The following is a 21,126-nucleotide window of genomic DNA, read 5'->3' as shown; positions in this document are numbered from 1 at the left end:
TAACAACCAAACTTTTCAAAATTATGAAAAAAAAGGGTAACCGTACGCTATTTTCACACCTAGCGCACAAATCAATCGTTTTAAGAATGAGGCTTACATTAGTTTTATTTTGTTTTTCCATCTTTCAACTGATGGCAACATCCGGCTTTTCGCAGGGCGAAATAGAACTTAATTTAGAGCAAACAACTATTGCTAATGTAATAGAAGAGATTAAAAATCAGACTTCGTATAAATTCTTCTATATCAATGATGAAGTCAATCTAAATCAAGAAACTTCTATTAAGGTAAAAAAGGGAACCATCGAAGAAGTATTATCTATGCTTTTTGAAAATACAGATATTTCTTATTCAATTATAGAGAAACAAATTGTATTGAAGAAAGCTCCGGATATAAAAGAAAAACTTAAAATTATTCGAGAGATAAAAGGTAATGTAAAAGATTCTAATGGGAGTCCGCTTCCTGGAGCTAATGTATTGGTAAAAGGGACTACCATAGGCGCACAGACAGATTTTGAAGGAAATTTTATAATCAATATACCAGATGATAATAATATACTCGTTATTTCTTATATAGGTTTTGAAACTGTGGAAGTTGATGTTACGGGAAAAGATTTTATTTCTGTGGCTTTAAAAGATGCTTCTGCTCAATTGGATGATGTTGTGATTGTAGGATCTAGAAATCCTAGTCGTACTGCAACAGAGACCGCAGTGCCTATTGATGTAATTGATATTACGCAAGTAGCAACGCAAGGTCCGCAAACATCTGTAAATGAAATATTAAATTATGTAGCACCATCTTTTACATCACAAACCCAAACTGTTTCTGATGGAACGGATCATATTGATCCTGCTTCACTTCGTGGATTAGGTCCCGATCAAGTATTAGTTTTAGTTAATGGAAAAAGAAGACATAATACTGCTTTGGTAAATGTTAACGGAACGGTAGGAGCAGGTAGTGTTGGAACCGATTTAAATGCAATCCCTACAGCGGCTATTCAGCGTATCGAAGTATTACGAGATGGTGCTGCTGCCCAATATGGTTCTGATGCAATTGCAGGGGTAATTAATATTGTATTAAAAAAAGGAACTAATAAATTGGATGTTACATTGACTACTGGAGCAAATTTTAGTGAGAATTCTAACCAATTCGATGGAGGTAGTGATGGAGAAAAAGTAAAGCTTGATGTTAATTATGGACTACCAATAGGCGATAATGGAGGGTTTATTAATTTTACAGGTTCATTGTCAACAAGAGAACCGGCGTTACGTAACAAAGATTATCAAGGAGATATTTTTAGAGGTTTCCATGGAGCAGAACGTATTTTTGCTGCTAACGGAGGAAATGTTGCAGAAATGACATTAGTTGATTATCAAACAGCTTCACAGGATATTTCTTATTTAGATCAAGTAACGAAGGATCAGATCGCGGCATTGGATGTTAGTGATCCAGCTGATATCGATACGTTCAGGACGCTATTAGATTTTGATGCAGATGAGGATGAATTATCAGCCAGAGGATTAACACGTACTGATTTTAGATTTAAAGTAGGAACAGCTAAATTACGAGAAGGGAAGTTCTTTGCTAATATGTCAATTCCCCTTGGAGAAGATGCAGAATTCTACAGTTTCGGAGGGATTAGCTATCGAGAAGGTTTAGCATCTGGGTTTTATAGAAGACCGGCACAAGCAGACGGTAGAGCAAATACTCCAGCGTTTCCGAATGGATTCTTACCAACTATCGGAACTGATATTGTAGATAAATCAATAGCAGTTGGTATCAAAGGAAAAGTAAATGAATGGAATGTGGATTTTTCAAATACTTATGGGATTAACAATTTCGATATTACTGTTGGAAACTCCAGTAATGGAACTCTAGGAGTGGCTACGCCACGGAGTTTCGATGCAGGAGCTTTGAGTTTTATGCAGAATACTACAAATCTTGATATTGGTAGATTCTATGATGATATTTTTAAAGGATTAAATATAGCGATGGGAGCAGAGTATAAGGTAGAGAATTATACCATTAGTGCTGGAGAAGAAGCGTCTTATACAAGTTATGATATTAATGGTAATATTGTAACAAGTACTACTCCAGAAACAGATTTGGTGCGTAATAATTTTACAGGAGCGGTTCTTGGAGGAGGTTCGCAAGTATTTAGAGGTTATGATCCTAATAATGAAACTGATGAATATAGAAATAGTATCGCTGGGTATATTGATTTAGAAGCGGATTTTACAGAACAATGGTTGGTAAGTCTTGCAGGTAGATATGAGAATTTTTCAGATTTTGGAGATACATTTAATTACAAATTAGCAACTCGTTATAAAATAACTGAAAACTTCTCAGTTCGAGGTGCAAATAGTACAGGATTTAGAGCACCATCTTTACATCAACAATTTTTTAGCCGTACTAGCACGGTTTTCGTAGATAATCAGCCATTTGAACAAGGAACTTTTACTAATAATAGTAGGGCAGCTTCATTGATAGGGATAGCACAATTGAAAGAAGAAACATCTAGTAGTTTTAGTCTTGGGCTCACTGCTAAAATTCAAAATTTCACTATTACGGCAGATGCATATTTAATTAATATAGACGATAGGATTGTGTATAGCGGTAGTTTTGGAAATGGAGGAGATCCTGAATTAACGCAGATTTTTGAAGATGCAGGAGCTACTAGTGCTCGATTCTTTGTTAATGCAATAGATACAAAATCACAAGGAATAGATGTGGTGGTGGCACATAAAATGAATATTGGAGAGAATATGATACTTAAAAATGATCTTTCCGCCACATTTGCTAAGACTGAAGTAGAAGATATAAGAGTTCCGGAAAGAATTGCTGCGGCAGGAGAAAGTGGAAGTTTTTTCGATGGGCAAGAAGAAGCTTTTTTAACATTAGCGCAACCAAGAACCAAGCTGAGTCTAACCAATGCTCTATCTTTTGGGCGGTATGATATTTTACTTAGAAACGTATTCTTTGGAGAAGTTACAGATCCAGATGATTTTAATGGAGATCCAAGAGTAGATGGAACTGTAGTTAGTGATGATGCGCTGTATGGAGGAAAAGTGGTTACAGATCTTTCATTTTCTGCAAAAGTTTTAGAAAATCTAAATATTACGATTGGAGCTAATAATTTGTTAGATGTGTATCCTGATGAAAATAGAGCAGGAGGAACAGCGGGTGACCAATTTGTGTATTCCAGAAGAACTTCTCAGTTTGGATATTCAGGGAGGTTTTTATTTGCAAGAATTAATTTTAGTCTTTAGATAAGAACATTTTGTAAAAGCATAGGCAAGGATTAGGATATCCTTGCCTACTTTTTTTATTTTAAGTAATCCATTGGATCCATGTTTTTTCCATTAAGTTTTACCTCATAATGAAGATGAGGGCCAGTAGAAAGGCCTGTGTTTCCGGTTTTTCCAATAACTTGCCCTTTGTTTACTTTTTGATTTTCTGTTACTTCGAAACTGTCTAAGTGAGCGTACCAAGTTTCATAACCGTTAGCATGGGTAATAACAATTAAATTTCCCCAATTCCCTTTATCCTTTGCTACAGAAACTGTTCCATCTTCAGTAGCTAATACTGAAGTTCCAATTTTAGCTCGGATATCTATTCCTTTATGAATTACTTTCTTTTTTAAAAGAGGGTGTTTATGGGTTTTTCCATAAACCGCAGTGATGTTATCTTTTGAACCATTTTCGATTGGAAATATCGAAGGTGGAATTTCGACCTTCATTTCTTCCTCTATAATATTATCCACAATATTCTTATCATCAAATTTAGGTTTTATAAATGCTGTTAAGAGTATCATGAAAATTGGTAATAATAAGATGTATCTAAAAATACTTTTTTGATTAGAATTGGTTTTTGTGATCATGTCTATTCGTTTTTTGATTAATGAATGATTAAAATAACTATGTAATTTTTTTGTTTGTCTGGTTTGTAACGTACTGATAAGGAGTTCTAAATAATAGGATTTTTTTATTTGGGTATTTAGAACAAAGCTATCTGCTTGGAATTCGTGAACAGATCGTATTGATTTTCTGAAAAAATAAGAGAATGGATTAAACCAAAATATAACAACATATATTTCCGTAAGTATTAAATCTGCAGTATGCCATAGCTTAATATGTGCTTTTTCATGTTCTATAACAGCTGAGGCAATTTCATTTGTTTTATTTTTTGGAATAAAAATCCAGCCGAAACTTGAGAATATATGAGGAGTATCTGTTGTAACAAAGCGATATCCATCTTTCGAAAATATATTGGACTTTTTCTTTATTCTATAAAGTTGTATTACAGATAGAGATAATCGAAATAGTGCTATAAAGAAACCCAAGATGTACATTAATGAAATAAGATTAGTCAGATAATTCTTTTCTTCGGAGCGTGGCTTTTCCAGCAAAACAACATCTGTTGCTGGTTGATCTATCGGTAGAAGTTCATTAAAAAACGGGATTGTTATAGTTTCGTTGGTTATAGTGAATTCTATTTGATTTAGTAACGGAATACCTAAAGAACAAGGTATCAATAGGAGTAATACTATTCTATTAATCTTATGAAAAGTTAATCTCCTAAAGAATAAATAATAAGAACAGTATAGTATGGCTAAACAAAAACTAGCTTGAAACAGGTATGTTAAAATATTACTCATTTTCTTTTTTCAATTTTTCAATTTTTTCTTCTATAAATTGTTTCATGTTCTCTAGTTCTTTAACATTCAAATCTTCATCATTTGTGAAAAACATGGCAAATTTGCTTATAGAACCACTAAAGAAATTTTTTACAACACCTTTAAAATGATTTTTGAAATAAACTTCTTTAGATATGAGTGGGTAATATTCTTTTATTCTTCCGTAGGTGTTAAAACTTATGAATTTTTTGGTCACTAAGGTTCTGATCACCGTTGATATGGTAGTATAAGCAGGGCGAGGTTCTGGAAATTGCTCTACGATATCTTTTAGGAACGCTTTTTCAAGCTTCCATAAGTATCTCATAATTTGTTCCTCTGCTTTTGTTAAGTCTTTCATATTGCTAATGTAACTATAATTTTAGTAATATTACTATAAATATAGTAAATAAACTATTTTTATAGTAATTGATGTGTTGTTTGTATTCTAGCTATTAGCTTTTTAATATAATTAGGAAGGCTTGTGTGTTAATTATTGAAGTGTAAGTATCTTGTCTATAATCATTACTTATACAGATAATGAACTATAGGAATTGATTTTTGAAAATTTACTCGAATTTAATGTGGTAAAGAAGAAAAGTGCCCAGAGCGGGAGTCGAACCCGCACGCCCTAATGGACACATGGCCCTCAACCATGCCTGTCTACCAATTCCAGCACCTGGGCAATATAATTTATTTTACAATATAGTGTAAAACTAAAAAAGTATCACAGGGGAATTGCGATACTTTTTAGTGACCGGGCTGGGGCTCGAACCCAGGACCCTCTCCTTAAAAGGGAGATGCTCTACCAACTGAGCTACCCGGTCATTGATAAATTAAATTATCATATATTTTAAAGAACTATAGAATAAATAATCAGTAATACCTCATAATTATTCAGTATTTGTGACCGGGCTGGGGCTCGAACCCAGGACCCTCTCCTTAAAAGGGAGATGCTCTACCAACTGAGCTACCCGGTCATACATTCTTTTTTCCTTGAATGCGGGTGCAAATATACTATCAATAATTTATTTTTCAAGAAGAATTTAATATAAATTTACGTTTTATTTTAAATGCCCTTTTTTTTAGGCATAAATTACCTAATTTTTACTTTATGAATATTATTTTATTAGGATATATGGGTTGCGGTAAGTCCTCTATTGGCAGGGATTTAGCTTCTGAATTAAAAATGGAATGCATCGATCTTGATGATTTTATAGAAAATCAAGAAAAAAAATCAATAGGTCAAATTTTTGAGGATAACGGTGAAATATATTTTAGAAAAAAAGAAAATGAGTACCTAAAACAAGTCTTAAAAACGAAAAATAATCATATTATTTCTTTAGGAGGAGGAACTCCTTGTTTTGCGGGAAACCTTGAGATCATTAAAGGAGATGAAAACGCTAAAAGTGTGTACCTGAAAACTTCTTTAGAAGAATTAGTGGATAGATTATATCTAGAGAAAGAAAAACGTCCTTTAATAGCTCATATATCATCTAAGGATGATCTTAAGGACTTTGTTCGTAAACATCTTTTCGAACGTTCTTTTTATTATAATCAAGCGGAGTATGTTATTTCTACTGATAACAAGACTATTCAAGAAGTTGTCAAGGAAATGCAAAATGTTTTATTCTAGTATAGCTAGATCATTTTCTCCAAAAGTTACATTCACATGTTCGTGTAGTGATGTAGAAAGTGAAATTCCTTTGAAATCAGCTTTTATAGGGTATTTTTTATGATTACGATTAACAAGAACGGCTGTTTTAAACCTTGTTAGTGGTACATCCAAAAAATGTTTGACGCCATACACTAAAGCTGTTCCAGAATTAAGCACATCATCTGCAAGAACAAGTGATTTGTTTTTATAATCCGAAGCAGAAATGGAGGTTTTAACAGTGTCTTGTGGAGAAGATTTATCCATAGTTACTTCACATAATGTAATATCAATATCAGAAACCTCATCTAATATTGCTTTTAGACGTTGAGCAAAAATATAACCATTACTAGCAATACCAGCAATAACAATTTCTTTTTCATTTACATTGGTTTCATAGATTTGGTATGCTATACGTTTAATCTTATGTTGTATTTGTTCGTGAGTAAGGATGATATTGTCTTCGGCTTGCATTCTAACTGGAGTTATGTTTTTTTCAATTGACTTCAAAGATAAAAAAGAGTTCGTTATCCTTGCGTGGTAGAATGGAATTATAACATTTTTCTAATGTGTTAATTTTGAAATGTTGTGAAAATAACCCCAGATAGTGATTTTTAGTACCTCCAAATGGAGGGCCTGATTTTTCAAATTCTATATTAAAGAAAAGACCAACTAATTTTCCATTTGGTTTTAAAATTGATTTCATCTTAGTAATATATTGCTTTCTTTCGTCCGGATGAATTGCGCAGAAGAATGTTTGTTCTACAACAATATCGAATTGATCTTCTAGTTCAAAAAAATCTTTATACAGTATTTGAGATACAGGAAAATCCGGAAATTTTATTTTGAAATTATCAAGAGTATCTTTTACAAAATCCAATATGTAGATGTTTTTAAAACCATTCCGAAATAAATAAATAGCCTCATATGCATTTCCACATCCAGGAATTAATATTTTTAAGTTTTTGTCTTCTAACTGATCAAAGTATGAGATAATTGGAGGAGATGCATATCCTATGTCCCATCCAGTTTGATTTGAACGATATTTTCTATTCCAAAATTTTGAATCTAATTTCATTCCTCACTATCGTTATTAGAAGGTTCTTCAAACCAATCATCAATATCTCTTCGATCTTTCTTGGTAGGTCTACCAGCACCTTTTTTTCTGTAGTAATCTTTAGAATATTTTAAAAGATCTAGTTTTTGCAACGTTTCCGTTGGGGTGACGTCTTTACGATATATGTCGACTAGCTTAGCGCCAAGTCGACTTTTTGGTGTGTCCAGAACAACAAGTTCATAGTTAACCTGGTTTTTTCGAACTGTAATTTTATCAGTTGGGTAGATTTCTCGTGATGGTTTTATAATATCCCCATTCACTCTTACTTTACCCTCTTTACAAGCTTTGGTAGCAATGCTACGCGTCTTGAAATATCTGATACACCATAAATATTTATCAACTCGCATAAAAAATGATTAAAAAATGCGTTTTATCTATAATAATAGTTGAGCAAAAGTACAAGAAAATTGTATCTTGCGCCTTCAAAAAAGCAATCAAATGAATGTAAGAAAATATATTTTTGCCGCAGGTGTTGTCGTGGCATCCTTATATGCCTGTAATAATGATGATGATAATGATTTTGTTAGTGTGCCGATTAGAGATGAGGCGGAGCAGCAGGCCGATGAAGATCCGATAATACAAAATTACTTAAAAACACACTTTTTTACCTTAGTAGATAACGACGGAAATCCTGATTTCCAGACTGTCCAATTTGATACTATAGCAGGAGTTAATAGTGGCGAAACTTCTATTTGGGATTCCGGATTTTTGGAAACTAAGACAGTTACCAATATGGATACAGAGGTTTCTTATACATTGTACATGCTTAAATATGATAATGGAGTGGCTACTGAACGCCAAACACAGTTTGCAGATTCTACATTTGTAACTTATACCGGAGAGGTTTTTTATGATTACGAAGATGATGATGGAGATGGAATTCCTAATGATGGGGATGTAGACGCAGATGGAGATGGAGAACCTGATACGGTAGATGATTCTGTTACTAAAACAGATAGTGACGGCGATGGTATTGCTGATGATAGTGATATTGATAACAATCCAACTTCTTCAGATTCTGATGGTGATGGTGTAATAGATGAAAATGATCCTGTAGATAATAACAACCCTAGGAGAAGAGTGTTTGATAGTGCAGTAACTCCAGTGTGGTTTGATTTAGTAAACGTTGTAGAAGGTTTTAGAGAAGCAGTTGTAGATTTCAAGGGAGCGTCAGGTTTTATGGAGAACGGCGATGGTACCGTTAGATATAATATGGATTTTGGTAATTTTACAGTTTTTATGCCTTCAGGTTTAGCATATTTTGAAGAAGTTCAGAATGGAATCCCACAATATGCGCCTTTGATATTCAGTGTTCAGTTGTACGGAAGTGTAGAAGCAGATCACGATAATGATGGGGTTCCTTCATATTTAGAAGATATTGATGGCGATAGACTTGTTTTAGATGTTGATGATGATACGGATGATAATGGTTTTCCTAACTACTTAGATCCAGATGATGATGGAGATGGAACATTAACAATAGATGAAGATTTAGAACCAGATACAGATTTAACTGTAGATAGAGATGGAGATGGAGATCCAACAAATGATATTGGAGATGGAGATCCAACAAATGATGATACTGATGGAGATGGAATTCCGAACTATCTCGATACTGATGATACAGCATCTAGAGATGATTAATTTATAAAAAAAACTCCGGTAATTTTACCGGAGTTTTTTTTATAAATGAAATTATAAGTCCAATGCTAAACTTAGAATAAATTGATTAGGTCTAGAATCAACCCTAATTGTTTGTCCTGTATTTGCATCAATAGTTTGAGCCTGGTTTTCGGTAATTCCTCTTTCATACCTAAGATCTATGTTTAGTCGTCTTATCTGTAACCCCACACCAAATTGAACTCCTACAGTGAATTCATTTTTAACTTCACTTAGTCGAACATCTTCTAGATCATTATCTACAATATATTGTAAAGAAGGTCCTCCAAATACGTGTAAAGGGCCTAATAAATAGATCCCTGCTAAAATAGGAAGATCTAGTTTCTTTACATTGTAATTTAATTTTCGATTATCAAATGAATAAGAACTACTGTTTTGTGTATACTGTAATTCTGGTTTAAGATAAAAGTTGTCAGTGATATCTCCTCTTAAAAATACTCCGATATGATATCCTACACGATCATCAGCATTCTCAGAAAGTAAATTGTCACCAGCATTGGTTACATCACTAAATTCTATTTTGCCATTGTCCCCATAGTTCAGACCAGCTTTTACACCAAAGTTTATTCCTTTTTCTTGTGATATGATTGTACAAGAGCTAAAAAGAATTAAAAACACTACTACGTTTTTCATTTTAAATGAGTTTTAAAAGATGAATAAATAATTAATTGTAATTTTTGGTTGTGGTCAGTGTTTCTTTTATAACGAAAATAGGGTGGGATTATTCTAATAGTTAATAAAAAAGTCCTCTGTAAAAACAGAAGACTTTTAAAATATACTTTGATAAATAATATAATACTGATGTTATTTTCTTTTGATAACTTTTTCCGCCGCATTTATGATAGCATCAGCATTTAATCCATATTTTTCCATAAGTTGATCAGGAGTTCCACTTTCTCCAAATGTGTCATTAGTAGCAATGAATTCTTGTGGTACAGGGTGATTTTGAGTTAATACTCTAGATACACTTTCTCCTAAACCTCCTAAGAAGTTATGCTCTTCTGCCGTAACAATACAACCAGTCTTTTTAACGGAGTTTAAGATAGCTTCATTATCAAGTGGTTTTATGGTGTGTATATTAATCACTTCCGCACTAATTCCTTTTTCTTGCAATGCTTCAGCAGCTTGTAATGCTTCCCATACTAGGTGGCCTGTAGCTACAATAGTAACATCAGTACCATCCTGTAAATGAAGAGCTTTTCCTATTTCGAATTTTTGATCTTCTGGTGTAAAGTTTGCAACCTTTGGTCTTCCAAAACGCAAGTAAACTGGACCTTCATAATCAGCAATTGCAATTGTAGCTGCTTTAGTTTGATTATAATCACATGGGTTAATTACTACCATACCTGGTAACATTTTCATTAACCCAATATCTTCTAAAATTTGATGTGTTGCACCATCTTCTCCAAGTGTTAAACCAGCATGAGAAGCACAGATTTTTACATTTTTACCACTGTAGGCAATGGATTGACGAATTTGATCATAAACTCGACCAGTAGAAAAATTAGCAAAAGTTCCAGTAAAAGGTATTTTACCACCAATAGTTAACCCAGCTGCGATTCCCATCATATTAGCTTCGGCAATTCCTATTTGAAAAAAACGATCTGGATTGTTCGCAATAAATGCATCCATTTTTAGAGAACCGATAAGATCAGCACAAAGTGCTACAACATTCTCATTTGTTTTTCCAAGTACTTCAAGACCTGCTCCAAAACCAGAACGAGTATCTTTTTTTCCTGTATCTATATATTTTTTCATGAATATTTTTTTTAAGTCATTTCTGTTTTCACAGAAACCTCTTTTATGTATGCCTTAATAGTCTCCTAAAGTCTCAGGATTTTGTGCTAAACCTATTTCTAATTGCTCATCATTTGGAGCTTTACCGTGCCAAGCATGAGTATGCATCATAAAATCTACTCCATTACCCATTACAGTATGCATTAATACACAAACTGGTTTACCTTTTCCAGTTCTGCTTTTAGCTTCCTGTAATCCTTCTATTACAGCTGTAATATTATTTCCTTCTTTGATTTCCATAACATCCCAACCAAAAGCTTCGAATTTAGCTCTAAGACTACCTAATGATAATACATCATCAGTGGATCCATCGATTTGTTGTCCATTAAGATCTATTGTAGAAATAAGATTATCCACTTTTTTTCCGGATGCATACATAGCTGCTTCCCAAATCTGACCTTCTTGTAATTCTCCGTCTCCATGAAGACTGTATACAATATGGTTATCATTATTCAGTTTTTTTGCTTGCGCAGCACCAATAGCTACAGACATTCCTTGACCAAGAGATCCAGAAGCAATTCTAATACCAGGAAGACCTTCGTGAGTCGTTGGGTGTCCTTGAAGTCTACTGTTAATTAGTCTAAATGTATTTAATTCTTCTACGGGAAAATATCCGCTTCTTGCTAATACACTGTAAAAAACCGGAGAAATATGTCCGTTAGATAAGAAGAAAAGGTCTTCTTCTTTTCCGTCCATATCGAAACCATCTTTTCTTTCTAAAATTTCTTGATAAAGAGCTACAAAAAATTCCGTGCACCCTAGAGAACCACCTGGATGCCCTGAGTTTACTTTGTGAACCTGTCGTAGAATATCTCTACGAACTTGAGTTACAAAATCTTCTAATTGTTGTGTTTTTGGCATTGCTATGCTAATTGGCTTAATGATTAAGGCGCAAAAATACAGGTTTTGATTACCGTGGCAAAATGTCTTTACACCTTTTAATTAAGATACCATTGTTAATAACGAAAAGTTTTCGGAAACTAGACTTTATTAAAGTAGTTTTAGTTAGTTATCTTTGCGCTCTACGAAATAAAAAATATGCAATTCGACCTATTATCTACGGACCCTCAGAGTAAGGCCAGAGCCGGAAAAGTAACAACTGATCATGGAGTTATTGAAACTCCAATTTTTATGCCTGTTGGTACTGTAGCAACTGTAAAAGGCGTACATCAAAGAGAGTTGAAAAATGATATTAATCCTGATATTATATTAGGAAACACTTATCATTTATATCTAAGACCGCAAACACCAATTTTAGAAAAAGCAGGTGGGTTACATAAATTTATGAACTGGGATAGAAATATTCTTACAGATAGCGGAGGTTATCAAGTATATTCTCTATCAGCAAATCGTAAGATTAAGGAAGAAGGTGTGAAGTTTAAGTCTCATATTGATGGATCATATCACGTGTTTACACCAGAAAATGTAATGGAGATTCAACGTACAATTGGTGCAGATATCATCATGGCTTTTGATGAATGTACTCCATACCCTTGTGATTACAGATATGCAAAGAGAAGTATGCATATGACTCACAGGTGGTTAGATAGATGTATGCAACATCTCGAAAAAGTTCCAGTTAAATATGGATATGATCAGACTTTTTTTCCAATAGTACAAGGAAGTACTTATAAAGATCTAAGAAGACAGTCTGCAGAATATATTGCTAATGCGGGAGCAGAAGGAAATGCAATCGGAGGTTTGTCAGTAGGAGAACCAGCAGAAGAGATGTATGCAATGACTGAAGTAGTGACAGAAATATTGCCAGAGGATAAACCTAGATATTTGATGGGTGTGGGTACACCAATTAATATTTTAGAAAATATTGCATTAGGTATTGATATGTTTGATTGTGTAATGCCGACTAGAAATGGGAGAAATGGGATGTTATTTACGGCACACGGAACTATAAATATTAAGAATAAAAAGTGGGAGGATGATTTTTCTCCGATTGATGAAATGGCTATTACCTATGTAGATACTGAGTATTCTAAAGCATATTTAAAGCATCTTTTTTCGGTGAATGAAATGCTTGGAAGACAGATAGCAACGATCCATAATTTAGGTTTTTATTTATGGTTGGTTCGTGAAGCAAGAAAACATATCTTAGCTGGGGATTTTTATTCTTGGAAAAATATAATGGTAAAACAAATGGATAAAAGATTGTAATTTGAAAATATTAGACTGGTATATACTTAAACGTTATTTGGGAACATTTTTCGCAATGATTCTCATGTTTATTCCAATAGGAATTATCGTTGATCTTTCTGAGAAAATAGATAATATATTAGAGCATGAAGCGCCCTTTGGAGCCGTTGTTTCTTATTATTTGGATTTTACCATCTACTTTGCAAATTTACTATTTCCATTATTTGTATTTCTTTCTGTGATTTGGTTTACTTCTAAATTAGCTAATAAGACAGAAATTATAGCCTTTTTAAGCTCAGGTGTTTCATTTTGGAGATTTCTTAGACCGTATATGATTGGAGCGATTTTAATTTGTGTAGGAGCTCTTGCAATGGGGTTATTTTTAGCACCTAAAGCAAGTCAGGGATTTAATGAGTTTAAATATACCTACTTAAAAAAGGGGAAGAAAGTTCAAGAAACCAGAAATGTATACCGTCAATTAAATGATAGTATATTTTTATATGCCAGTGATTTTAAGCCACTTAAGAAAAAGGCGACAAATTTTACATTGGAATATTTTGATGGAAATAAATTAGTTACAAAAATTTCAGCTAGAACGATAACCTTTATAGAGAAAGATAGTATTTATGAATTAAGAGACTTTGTGAAACGTACAGTTTTAGAAGACAGAGATATCATAGAGAAAGCAAGGAAAAAAGACACGATTTTACCTTTTGATATAGATGAGTTTACTCCTGTGACTTATGTAGCAGAGACACTAAATTATATGGAATTGAGTAAGTTTATAGAAAAGGAAAGTAAAAGAGGTTCTTCAGATATAAACAGGTATAAAGTGGTAGCTTATAAGAGATGGAGTATTCCTGTTTCAGCATTTATACTTACCGTTATAGGTGTAGCAGTTTCTTCAATGAAAAGAAGAGGAGGAATGGGTATAAATCTAGCTGTCGGTATCTCTTTAGCCTTCGTTTTTATCTTTTTTGATAAAGTTTTAGGTACGTTGGCCAATCAATCTGATTTTCCACCTTTAGTAGCAGTGTGGTTTCCTAATTTTTCTTTTGGGATATTAGCAATTTATCTTCTTTATAATGCCAAACGTTAAGCTCCAGAATTATCTTCATTTTCATTTTATAGTATTTATATGGGGGTTTACTGCAATACTTGGAGAGCTAATCTCTATTGAAGCACTACCTTTAGTATGGTATAGGATGTTGATGGCTTCAGGATTTATTTACCTTTATATTCTCATTAGAAAAATTTCTTTAAAGGTATCTAAAAAGCTTTTGTTTACATTATGTATTGCTGGTGGGATTATTGCATTACATTGGATTACTTTTTTTGCGGCAATAAAAGTTTCTAACGTTTCTATAACGCTTGCTATTTTGTCTACGGGTGCATTTTTTACTTCAATTTTAGAGCCTATTTTTTATAAGCGAAAACTTATTTGGTATGAGGTTGTATTTGGTTTGATGGTAATTGTAGGTCTTTATATTATTTTTAATGTAGAAGGTGATTATTTTTTAGGAATTGTATATGCACTATGCTCAGCTTTTTTATCATCTGTTTTTTCATTAATTAATGGTAAGATTGCTCAACAATATTCTCCTTCAATGATTTCTTTTTATGAATTATTAACTGGAGTGGGTTTTGTGACAATTTACTTGACAGGAATGTCTTTTTTAGGAGCAGAAAATGACGGTTTTACAATTGGTTTCTTTCAGTTATCAACCTCGGATTGGATATTTTTAATAATACTTGCTTCATTTTGCACGGCTTATGCTTTTATAGGTTCAGTTCAGGTTATGAAATACTTAAGTCCTTATACAGTAATGTTAACGATAAATTTAGAGCCTGTTTATGGAATTGTATTAGCATTTTTAATTTTTGGAGATTCAGAAAAAATGAACCCAGGATTTTATTACGGAGCCCTTATTATACTTAGCACAGTAGTGTTGAATGGTATATTTAAAAATATTAAAAAAATAAAAAGACAAAGGTCTTAATACTAGTTTAACAAGTATTGTTTTATATTTGTCTGCTAACCCTAGTTAAAAAAAACAAAATATATTCTTGATATGGAATATTTAGAATTTGAACTCCCCATAAAAGAACTCGAAGAACAATTTGAAAAAGCTTGCGCTATAGGAGCAGAAAGTGATGTTGATGTCACGGATACCTGTAAGCAAATTGAAAAAAAGTTAAATGAGACTAAAAAGGAGATTTATAAGAACTTGACTGCTTGGCAGCGAGTACAATTATCTAGACATCCATCTAGGCCATATACATTAGATTATATAAATGCTATATGCGGAGATTCTTTTTTAGAATTACATGGAGATCGTAATGTTAAAGATGACAAAGCGATGATTGGAGGTTTAGGTAAAATTGGTGATCAAAGTTTTATGTTCATTGGTCAACAAAAAGGATACAATACAAAGACAAGACAATATAGAAACTTTGGGATGGCTAATCCTGAGGGATATAGAAAAGCACTTCGTTTGATGAAAAGCGCTGAAAAATTCAATATTCCTGTAGTTTGTTTTGTTGATACTCCAGGAGCATATCCAGGTTTAGAAGCTGAGGAAAGAGGACAAGGAGAAGCTATTGCTAGAAATATCCTAGAAATGACACGTCTTAAAGTTCCTATTACTGTTATTATTATTGGAGAAGGTGCCAGTGGAGGTGCATTAGGAATAGGAGTAGGTGATAAAGTATTGATGCTAGAAAATTCTTGGTATTCTGTAATCTCTCCTGAAAACTGCTCTTCTATTCTATGGAGAAGTTGGGAGCAAAAGGAAATTGCAGCCGAAGCATTGAAATTAACTGCAAAAGATAGTGCTAAACTTAAAGTTGTGGATGAAATCGTAAGAGAACCGCTTGGTGGAGCTCATAGTGATCGTGAAAAAACATTTAAAGCTGTTCGAGATAAAATTTTGTCATCTTTTGAAGAGATGAAAAACTTATCACCAGAAGAATTGGTAGAAAAGCGTATGGATAAATATGCAAATATGGGGGTCTTCAAAGGCTAACCCCTAATAAATCACTTGACACAAAAATCTGAAGTTTTTGACTTCGGATTTTTTTATGCTTATTAACAATATAATTAAGTTATCAACAGTTCATTTGTTGAAGACTGGTGGACATTGATTACCTTTGTATAAGGTCCACCTCTTTACAATTTTTTTACATTCGTGGTTATGGAAAAAGTACAGCAAGCTCAGCAATCTAATTATGGTCGGGGGAACGTAATTTCGCTGGAAAAAGGAAAAATACCTCCTCAAGCAACTGATTTAGAGGAAGTTGTACTTGGGGCGATGATGATAGATAAAAAAGGAGTCGATGAAATTATCGACATTCTTAATCCCGATGTTTTTTACAAAGAATCTCATAAATATATTTTTGACGCTATATATAAGTTGTTCGAAAACTCAGAGCCGATTGACTTATTAACGGTTTCGAGTCAACTTAAGAAAGATGCAAAACTTGAATTAGCAGGTGGGGAATTTTATCTAATTCAACTTACCCAAAAGGTAGCATCTTCAGCACATATCGAATTTCATGCTCGTATAATTTTGCAGAAATATATACAGCGTAGTCTGATAAAAATATCGAATGAGATTATCGAAGAATCATACGATGAGACCGCAGATGTCTTCGATCTTTTGGACATGGCAGAATCTAGATTATATGAGGTAACTCAAGGAAATATAAAAAGATCCACAGAGACTGCTCAAAGTTTAGTAATTCAAGCAAAGAAAAAAATTCAGGAAATATCGAATAAAGAAGGAATGAGTGGAGTTCCTTCTGGTTTTGATAAATTAGATAAGCTGACCTCTGGTTGGCAACCAAGTGACTTGATTATTGTTGCAGCACGTCCTGGTATGGGTAAAACTGCTTTGACATTGTCTATGGCTAGAAATATGGCAGTTGGAGCTAATATTCCTGTTGCATTCTTCTCATTAGAGATGTCATCAGTACAGCTGATTACACGTTTAATATCTTCAGAAACGGGTCTTTCTTCAGAGAAATTACGTACTGGTAAGTTAGAAAAACACGAATGGGAACAACTTAATGTAAAAGTAAAAGACTTAGAGAAAGCTCCTCTTTTTATAGATGATACTCCTTCTCTTTCCATTTTTGATTTACGAGCAAAAGCAAGACGTCTTTCTTCTCAGCATGGTATAAGAATGATTGTTATAGATTATTTACAATTAATGACAGCAGGTGGTAGTGGTAAGAATGGAAACCGTGAACAAGAGATTTCGACAATTTCTCGTAACCTTAAGGCATTAGCAAAAGAATTGAATATTCCTGTTATTGCATTATCACAGTTATCACGTGCTGTAGAAACTCGTGGAGGTAGTAAGAGACCGTTATTGAGTGACTTGAGGGAATCTGGAGCGATTGAGCAGGATGCGGATATTGTAGCATTTATATTTAGACCAGAATATTACAAGATAGATGAGTGGGATGATGAAGAAAGATCACCTACTCAAGGACAAGGAGAGTTTATTGTTGCCAAACACCGTAATGGTGGTTTAGAAAATATTAGGTTAAAATTTATTGGTCACTTAGGTAAATTTGATAACTTAGATGACTTTAGTACTCCTTTTGAGTTTCATTCTAAGATGAATGATGGTAAAGAAGAAGATGATCCTTTTAGTACAAGCCATCTTCCTAGTGCCGATGAAGCCTTTGGGAGTAGCATAAATGACTCTAATGATGATGATGACGTTCCTTTCTAAAATGAAGTGTAAATTTTTGATTTACGCACTATTATTTTTCTTTACTTTTCAATCATACGCTTCGTATGTGTTAATTCCTATGGATGCCGAAGGTCAGCAAAACCATTTAAAAGCCTATGGAATTACATATTGGACACTTAGCAAAGATCTAAAAGTTAAATGGCTACTTAATTATAGAGGAGGTTCTTTTTTATTACCTGATACGGATGACATTAAAAAAGAATGTACGATTCGTGGGGTTTCTTATGAAGTTCTGAGCAACGCTAAAACAGAAGAAATTTTAGAGGATATAAGTAGTCCCTCTAAAAATATGGAAGCTGTTATTTTAGAAAAAGCACCTAAAATAGCAGTGTATTCTCCAAAAGGGAATCAGCCTTGGGATGATGCGGTAACAATGGTTTTAACGTTTGCCGAAATCCCGTACGAGACTGTATATGATAAAGAAGTTTTAGAAGATAATCTTATTTTATACGATTGGTTACACTTACATCATGAAGATTTTACTGGACAATATGGTAAGTTTTATGCATCTTATAGAGCGGCACCTTGGTATATACAAGAAAAAGCCAATGCAGAGAAATTGGCATTTGAACTAGGTTATGAAAAGGTTTCTCAAGAAAAACTTGCAGTAGCACTTAAGATTCGAGATTATGTAGTAGGTGGTGGGTTTATGTTCGCTATGTGTAGTGCTACAGATAGTTTTGAAATAGCTATAGCTGCAGAAGGAGTGGATATTTGCGAGCCAATGTTTGACGGAGATCCAAGTGAACCAGGTTATCAGTCTAAAATCGATTATAATAAAACATTTGCGTTTAAAGATTTTACGCTCGAACGTAGTCCAAATGTATATGAGTTTTCTTCTATAGATATGACTAGAAAACGTCGTATTTCTAAAACTACAGATTATTTTACGCTAATGGATTTTTCTGCGAAATGGGATCCGATTCCTACGATGCTTTGTCAAAACCATACCGCATTGGTAAAAGGCTTTATGGGGCAGACCACGGCATATGACCCTAAGGAGATTAAATCTAATGTATTAGTTCTTGGAGAAAACAGAACTAATAACGAAGCTAGATATATTCACGGAATTAAAGGAAAAGGTTTCTTCACCTTTTACGGAGGTCATGATCCAGAAGATTATCAGCATAGAGTAGGAGATCCAAAAACTGAGCTAGAATTGCATCCTAATTCTCCTGGATATCGCTTGATTCTTAACAATGTTCTCTTTCCCGCAGCGAAAAAGAAAAAACAGAAAACATGATTACTTTGATTTTGTTTTAAAGAATTAAATCACTGTTTATAGGGTAATTTGAGGATTAAACATTTTGTAGTTTTGATTCTATGGTAAAAAAAATCATAATGATAGTTGCTATTTTGTTTATATCAATAGGTGCCTTGTGTATTTATGGATTGTATCGTTTTTTTAATCCTTTTGGGAAAGAAGTAAATAAAGAATTATCGGACTCTTATTATTATACTAGGGATAAAGAAGGTATTATTTATAGTCCAATGGGTAATTGGTTTGAATTAGGAAAAGATGAAATGGAAGTTGATATGCAAACATTTCAGGTACTAGCAAGGGACTATGCTAAAGATAAAGATCAAGCTTATTTTAAATCAAGAGCAATTAATAATGAAATAGATCTTGCATCATTCGAAGTGCAGTTAGGGTATACACCTATAGATAAAAATCATGTATATGAATTAAACGATAATTATTATCATATAGGTACAAAAGATATAAAAGCACTAAAAATTCTAGAAGGAGCAGATGCAAAAACTTTTACTCAGATAAGTTTCGATTTTGCTAAAGACAAGAATTTTGTATATCAAAATTATAAGAGAAATGACTCCCTAGATGTTGCATCCTTTGAAGAGATTAATAGTCACTTTTGTAAAGATAAAAAAGGAGTGTATTATTATTCTTATGGAAATCCTACACATAAGATTGAAGAAGCTAATATCTCAGGAATTGTTTCTTTGACAGACTACTATATTCGAGACGATAATAATGTGTATTTTTATGTGGGATATCAAAATTCAGAAAGCCTAGATGAAGTTATTACTATTCCTTTTAAAAATAGTAACGCTATTAATTTTTTTGAGGATAATGGATTAGTGAGAATAGACGATAAGATATTTTATCAAGGAGAGGCAATAGAAGAAGTAGATGTTACTACTTTTAAAGAACTAGAGCATGGGTACACAAAAGATAAAAATTACGTCTTTTTTAATGGAAAGATAATCGATAGGGCAGACACAAATACGTTTAGATATAATACGAATACTTATACTTTTTCGGATAAAAATCACATTTACGAAGTTGGTGAAATTGTAAAAAGTAAAAAGTAAATTTTGATTTTTGTAAGGTTGTACATAAAAGACGACTATTGTAAACTTAAACAATAACCTTACATCCAAAAATGAAAAAAATAATAGTATCCGTACTAATTCTCAGTGTTTTATTTTCTTGTAAAGAAACACCTAAAGAAGAAAAAGAAATTGTTGTAGAAGAGAAAGAAGAAATAATTATTCCTGATCGCTCTAGTGATTTCCCAAAAGATATAGCTGCTGTTTTTAAAGCTCACGGTGGTATTCAATCTTTTGATGAAAAGAATTCCTTGGTTTTTGAACTTTCTAACCCAGAAGGTAATGAAAAGCATACTACGGATCTTAAAACTAGACATGCACGTATCGAAACTGATAAGTTTCAATTAGGTTTTGATGGGAAAGAAGCATGGATTGAGCAAGATTCAACTTATTTTAAAGGGAACCCACGTTTTTATCATAACTTGATGTTCTATTTTTATGCAATGCCTTTCGTATTGGGAGATGATGGTATTTCTTATGAAAAAGTGGACGATTTAAAAGTGGGAGAAGTATCATATCCTGGTTATAAAATATCTTATGGAGACGCAATTGGTGATTCTCCAAAGGATAATTACTTTGTATACTATGATTCAGAATCATATAAGATGAAATTTTTAGGATATACAGTAACATTTTTTAGTAAAGAAAGTAGTGAGAAAATTAGCCTTATAGAATATTCAGATTGGAATGATATTGATGGGTTATTATTGCCAAAAACCTTAAAATGGAGATCTTATAAAGATGGAATTGTAGGAGAAGTTAAAAGTGAGAGAAACTTCGTAAATGCCTCTGCGAGTAAAGAAAAAATGGATGCTTTTATATTTAGTAAGCCGAAAGATGTGAAATAGGTCTTCTATAAATTATAAGATATTAAAAAGAGCTCTGTTAGTTTTTGTCTAACGGAGCTCTTTGTTTTTTCAGAAAGCGAAAACTTTTTTTGATAAAA

General features: G+C 33.1%; 19 protein-coding genes and 3 tRNA genes. 11 read left to right on the top strand and 11 right to left on the bottom strand.

The features are described from left to right. Positions 1-131: 131 nt before the first annotated feature. On the top strand, positions 132-3,266 hold the full coding sequence (locus D1815_RS09745) for a TonB-dependent receptor (protein WP_233557440.1): 3,135 nt from the start codon (positions 132-134) through the stop codon (positions 3,264-3,266). A gap of 56 nt (positions 3,267-3,322) precedes the next feature. Here the strand turns inward: D1815_RS09745 and D1815_RS09740 are convergent, their stop codons facing one another. The 5 genes from D1815_RS09740 to D1815_RS09720 all read right to left on the bottom strand — a co-directional run bounded on the left by D1815_RS09740 (position 3,323) and on the right by D1815_RS09720 (position 5,649). Further along, entirely contained in the window at positions 3,323-4,654 is a 1,332-nt protein-coding gene (locus D1815_RS09740) for a M23/M56 family metallopeptidase (RefSeq protein WP_118386773.1), read from the bottom strand. After that, positions 4,647-5,030, bottom strand: coding sequence for a BlaI/MecI/CopY family transcriptional regulator (locus D1815_RS09735; RefSeq protein WP_027395604.1), 384 nt, complete (start codon positions 5,028-5,030; stop codon positions 4,647-4,649). The genes D1815_RS09740 and D1815_RS09735 overlap by 8 nt, the downstream gene beginning before the upstream one ends. Before the next feature lie 240 nt (positions 5,031-5,270). Then, positions 5,271-5,354 (bottom strand) — tRNA-Leu (locus D1815_RS09730). A 69-nt stretch (positions 5,355-5,423) separates the two neighbouring features. Further along, positions 5,424-5,496 (bottom strand) — tRNA-Lys (locus D1815_RS09725). An 80-nt stretch (positions 5,497-5,576) separates the two neighbouring features. Then, positions 5,577-5,649: transfer RNA gene (locus D1815_RS09720), tRNA-Lys, on the bottom strand. A 134-nt stretch (positions 5,650-5,783) separates the two neighbouring features. Between D1815_RS09720 and D1815_RS09715 the strand changes: the two genes are divergently transcribed. Then, positions 5,784-6,305, top strand: a complete 522-nt coding sequence (locus D1815_RS09715) for a shikimate kinase (protein WP_118386772.1) — start codon at positions 5,784-5,786, stop codon at positions 6,303-6,305. Here the strand turns inward: D1815_RS09715 and D1815_RS09710 are convergent. Genes D1815_RS09710 through D1815_RS09700 form a run of 3 tightly spaced genes read right to left on the bottom strand, consistent with a single transcriptional unit; the run spans position 6,297 to position 7,787 of the window. Then, positions 6,297-6,797 (bottom strand): phosphoribosyltransferase family protein, encoded by a 501-nt coding sequence (locus D1815_RS09710; protein ID WP_027395606.1) that lies wholly within the window; start codon positions 6,795-6,797, stop codon positions 6,297-6,299. The two genes, D1815_RS09715 and D1815_RS09710, sit on opposite strands and share 9 nt — an antisense overlap. A gap of 22 nt (positions 6,798-6,819) precedes the next feature. After that, on the bottom strand, positions 6,820-7,401 hold the full coding sequence (locus D1815_RS09705; protein WP_118386771.1) for a methyltransferase domain-containing protein: 582 nt from the start codon (positions 7,399-7,401) through the stop codon (positions 6,820-6,822). Beyond that, positions 7,398-7,787 carry an RNA-binding S4 domain-containing protein gene (locus tag D1815_RS09700; RefSeq protein ID WP_027395608.1) on the bottom strand — a complete coding sequence of 130 codons (390 nt, stop codon included), beginning with the start codon at positions 7,785-7,787 and terminating at the stop codon, positions 7,398-7,400. The genes D1815_RS09705 and D1815_RS09700 overlap by 4 nt, the downstream gene beginning before the upstream one ends. A 91-nt stretch (positions 7,788-7,878) precedes the next feature. On the opposite strand from D1815_RS09700, the gene D1815_RS09695 reads away from it, so the two are divergent. Next, complete coding sequence (locus D1815_RS09695; RefSeq protein ID WP_118386770.1) at positions 7,879-9,084, top strand: FKBP-type peptidyl-prolyl cis-trans isomerase; 1,206 nt, start codon at positions 7,879-7,881, stop codon at positions 9,082-9,084. A gap of 51 nt (positions 9,085-9,135) precedes the next feature. Here the strand turns inward: D1815_RS09695 and D1815_RS09690 are convergent, their stop codons facing one another. The 3 genes from D1815_RS09690 to D1815_RS09680 form a co-directional block, all read right to left on the bottom strand. Then, the gene (locus tag D1815_RS09690; RefSeq protein ID WP_118386769.1) at positions 9,136-9,753 is read right to left on the bottom strand and encodes a porin family protein; all 618 of its coding nucleotides are present in this window, start codon (positions 9,751-9,753) and stop codon (positions 9,136-9,138) included. A gap of 171 nt (positions 9,754-9,924) precedes the next feature. Continuing rightward, a complete protein-coding gene (locus tag D1815_RS09685; protein WP_118386768.1) occupies positions 9,925-10,878 on the bottom strand; it encodes a transketolase family protein in 954 nt (317 codons plus the stop codon). 54 nt (positions 10,879-10,932) lie between these two features. Beyond that, positions 10,933-11,778 (bottom strand): transketolase, encoded by an 846-nt coding sequence (locus D1815_RS09680; protein WP_118386767.1) that lies wholly within the window; start codon positions 11,776-11,778, stop codon positions 10,933-10,935. Between the two features lie 177 nt (positions 11,779-11,955). On the opposite strand from D1815_RS09680, the gene tgt reads away from it, so the two are divergent. The 8 genes from tgt (at position 11,956) to D1815_RS09640 (ending at position 21,028) form a co-directional block, all read left to right on the top strand. Continuing rightward, positions 11,956-13,086, top strand: a complete 1,131-nt coding sequence (gene tgt / locus D1815_RS09675; protein WP_118386766.1) for a tRNA guanosine(34) transglycosylase Tgt — start codon at positions 11,956-11,958, stop codon at positions 13,084-13,086. Position 13,087: 1 nt separating this feature from the next. Beyond that, positions 13,088-14,164 carry an LptF/LptG family permease gene (locus D1815_RS09670; RefSeq protein WP_027395613.1) on the top strand — a complete coding sequence of 359 codons (1,077 nt, stop codon included), beginning with the start codon at positions 13,088-13,090 and terminating at the stop codon, positions 14,162-14,164. Next, positions 14,151-15,065 (top strand): DMT family transporter, encoded by a 915-nt coding sequence (locus tag D1815_RS09665; protein ID WP_118386765.1) that lies wholly within the window; start codon positions 14,151-14,153, stop codon positions 15,063-15,065. The genes D1815_RS09670 and D1815_RS09665 overlap by 14 nt, the downstream gene beginning before the upstream one ends. A 72-nt stretch (positions 15,066-15,137) precedes the next feature. Next, a complete protein-coding gene (locus D1815_RS09660; RefSeq protein ID WP_027395615.1) occupies positions 15,138-16,091 on the top strand; it encodes an acetyl-CoA carboxylase carboxyltransferase subunit alpha in 954 nt (317 codons plus the stop codon). A 168-nt stretch (positions 16,092-16,259) separates the two neighbouring features. Continuing rightward, the gene (gene dnaB, locus D1815_RS09655; protein ID WP_027395616.1) at positions 16,260-17,807 is read left to right on the top strand and encodes a replicative DNA helicase; all 1,548 of its coding nucleotides are present in this window, start codon (positions 16,260-16,262) and stop codon (positions 17,805-17,807) included. A 1-nt stretch (position 17,808) separates the two neighbouring features. Beyond that, entirely contained in the window at positions 17,809-19,071 is a 1,263-nt protein-coding gene (locus D1815_RS09650) for an asparagine synthetase B (protein WP_199726702.1), read from the top strand. Positions 19,072-19,169: 98 nt separating this feature from the next. Further along, entirely contained in the window at positions 19,170-20,162 is a 993-nt protein-coding gene (locus D1815_RS09645) for a DKNYY domain-containing protein (RefSeq protein WP_158594392.1), read from the top strand. Positions 20,163-20,233: 71 nt separating this feature from the next. Further along, positions 20,234-21,028: a DUF6503 family protein gene (locus D1815_RS09640; protein WP_118386763.1), complete on the top strand. Its 795-nt coding sequence runs from the start codon at positions 20,234-20,236 to the stop codon at positions 21,026-21,028. The last annotated feature ends 98 nt before the right edge of the window (positions 21,029-21,126 follow it).

Source organism: Aquimarina sp. AD1, from assembly GCF_003443695.1.
GTDB lineage: Bacteria > Bacteroidota > Bacteroidia > Flavobacteriales > Flavobacteriaceae > Aquimarina > Aquimarina latercula.
The sequence above is the reverse complement of the archived record's forward strand: the minus strand, read 5'-3'. Positions and strand labels throughout refer to the sequence as shown.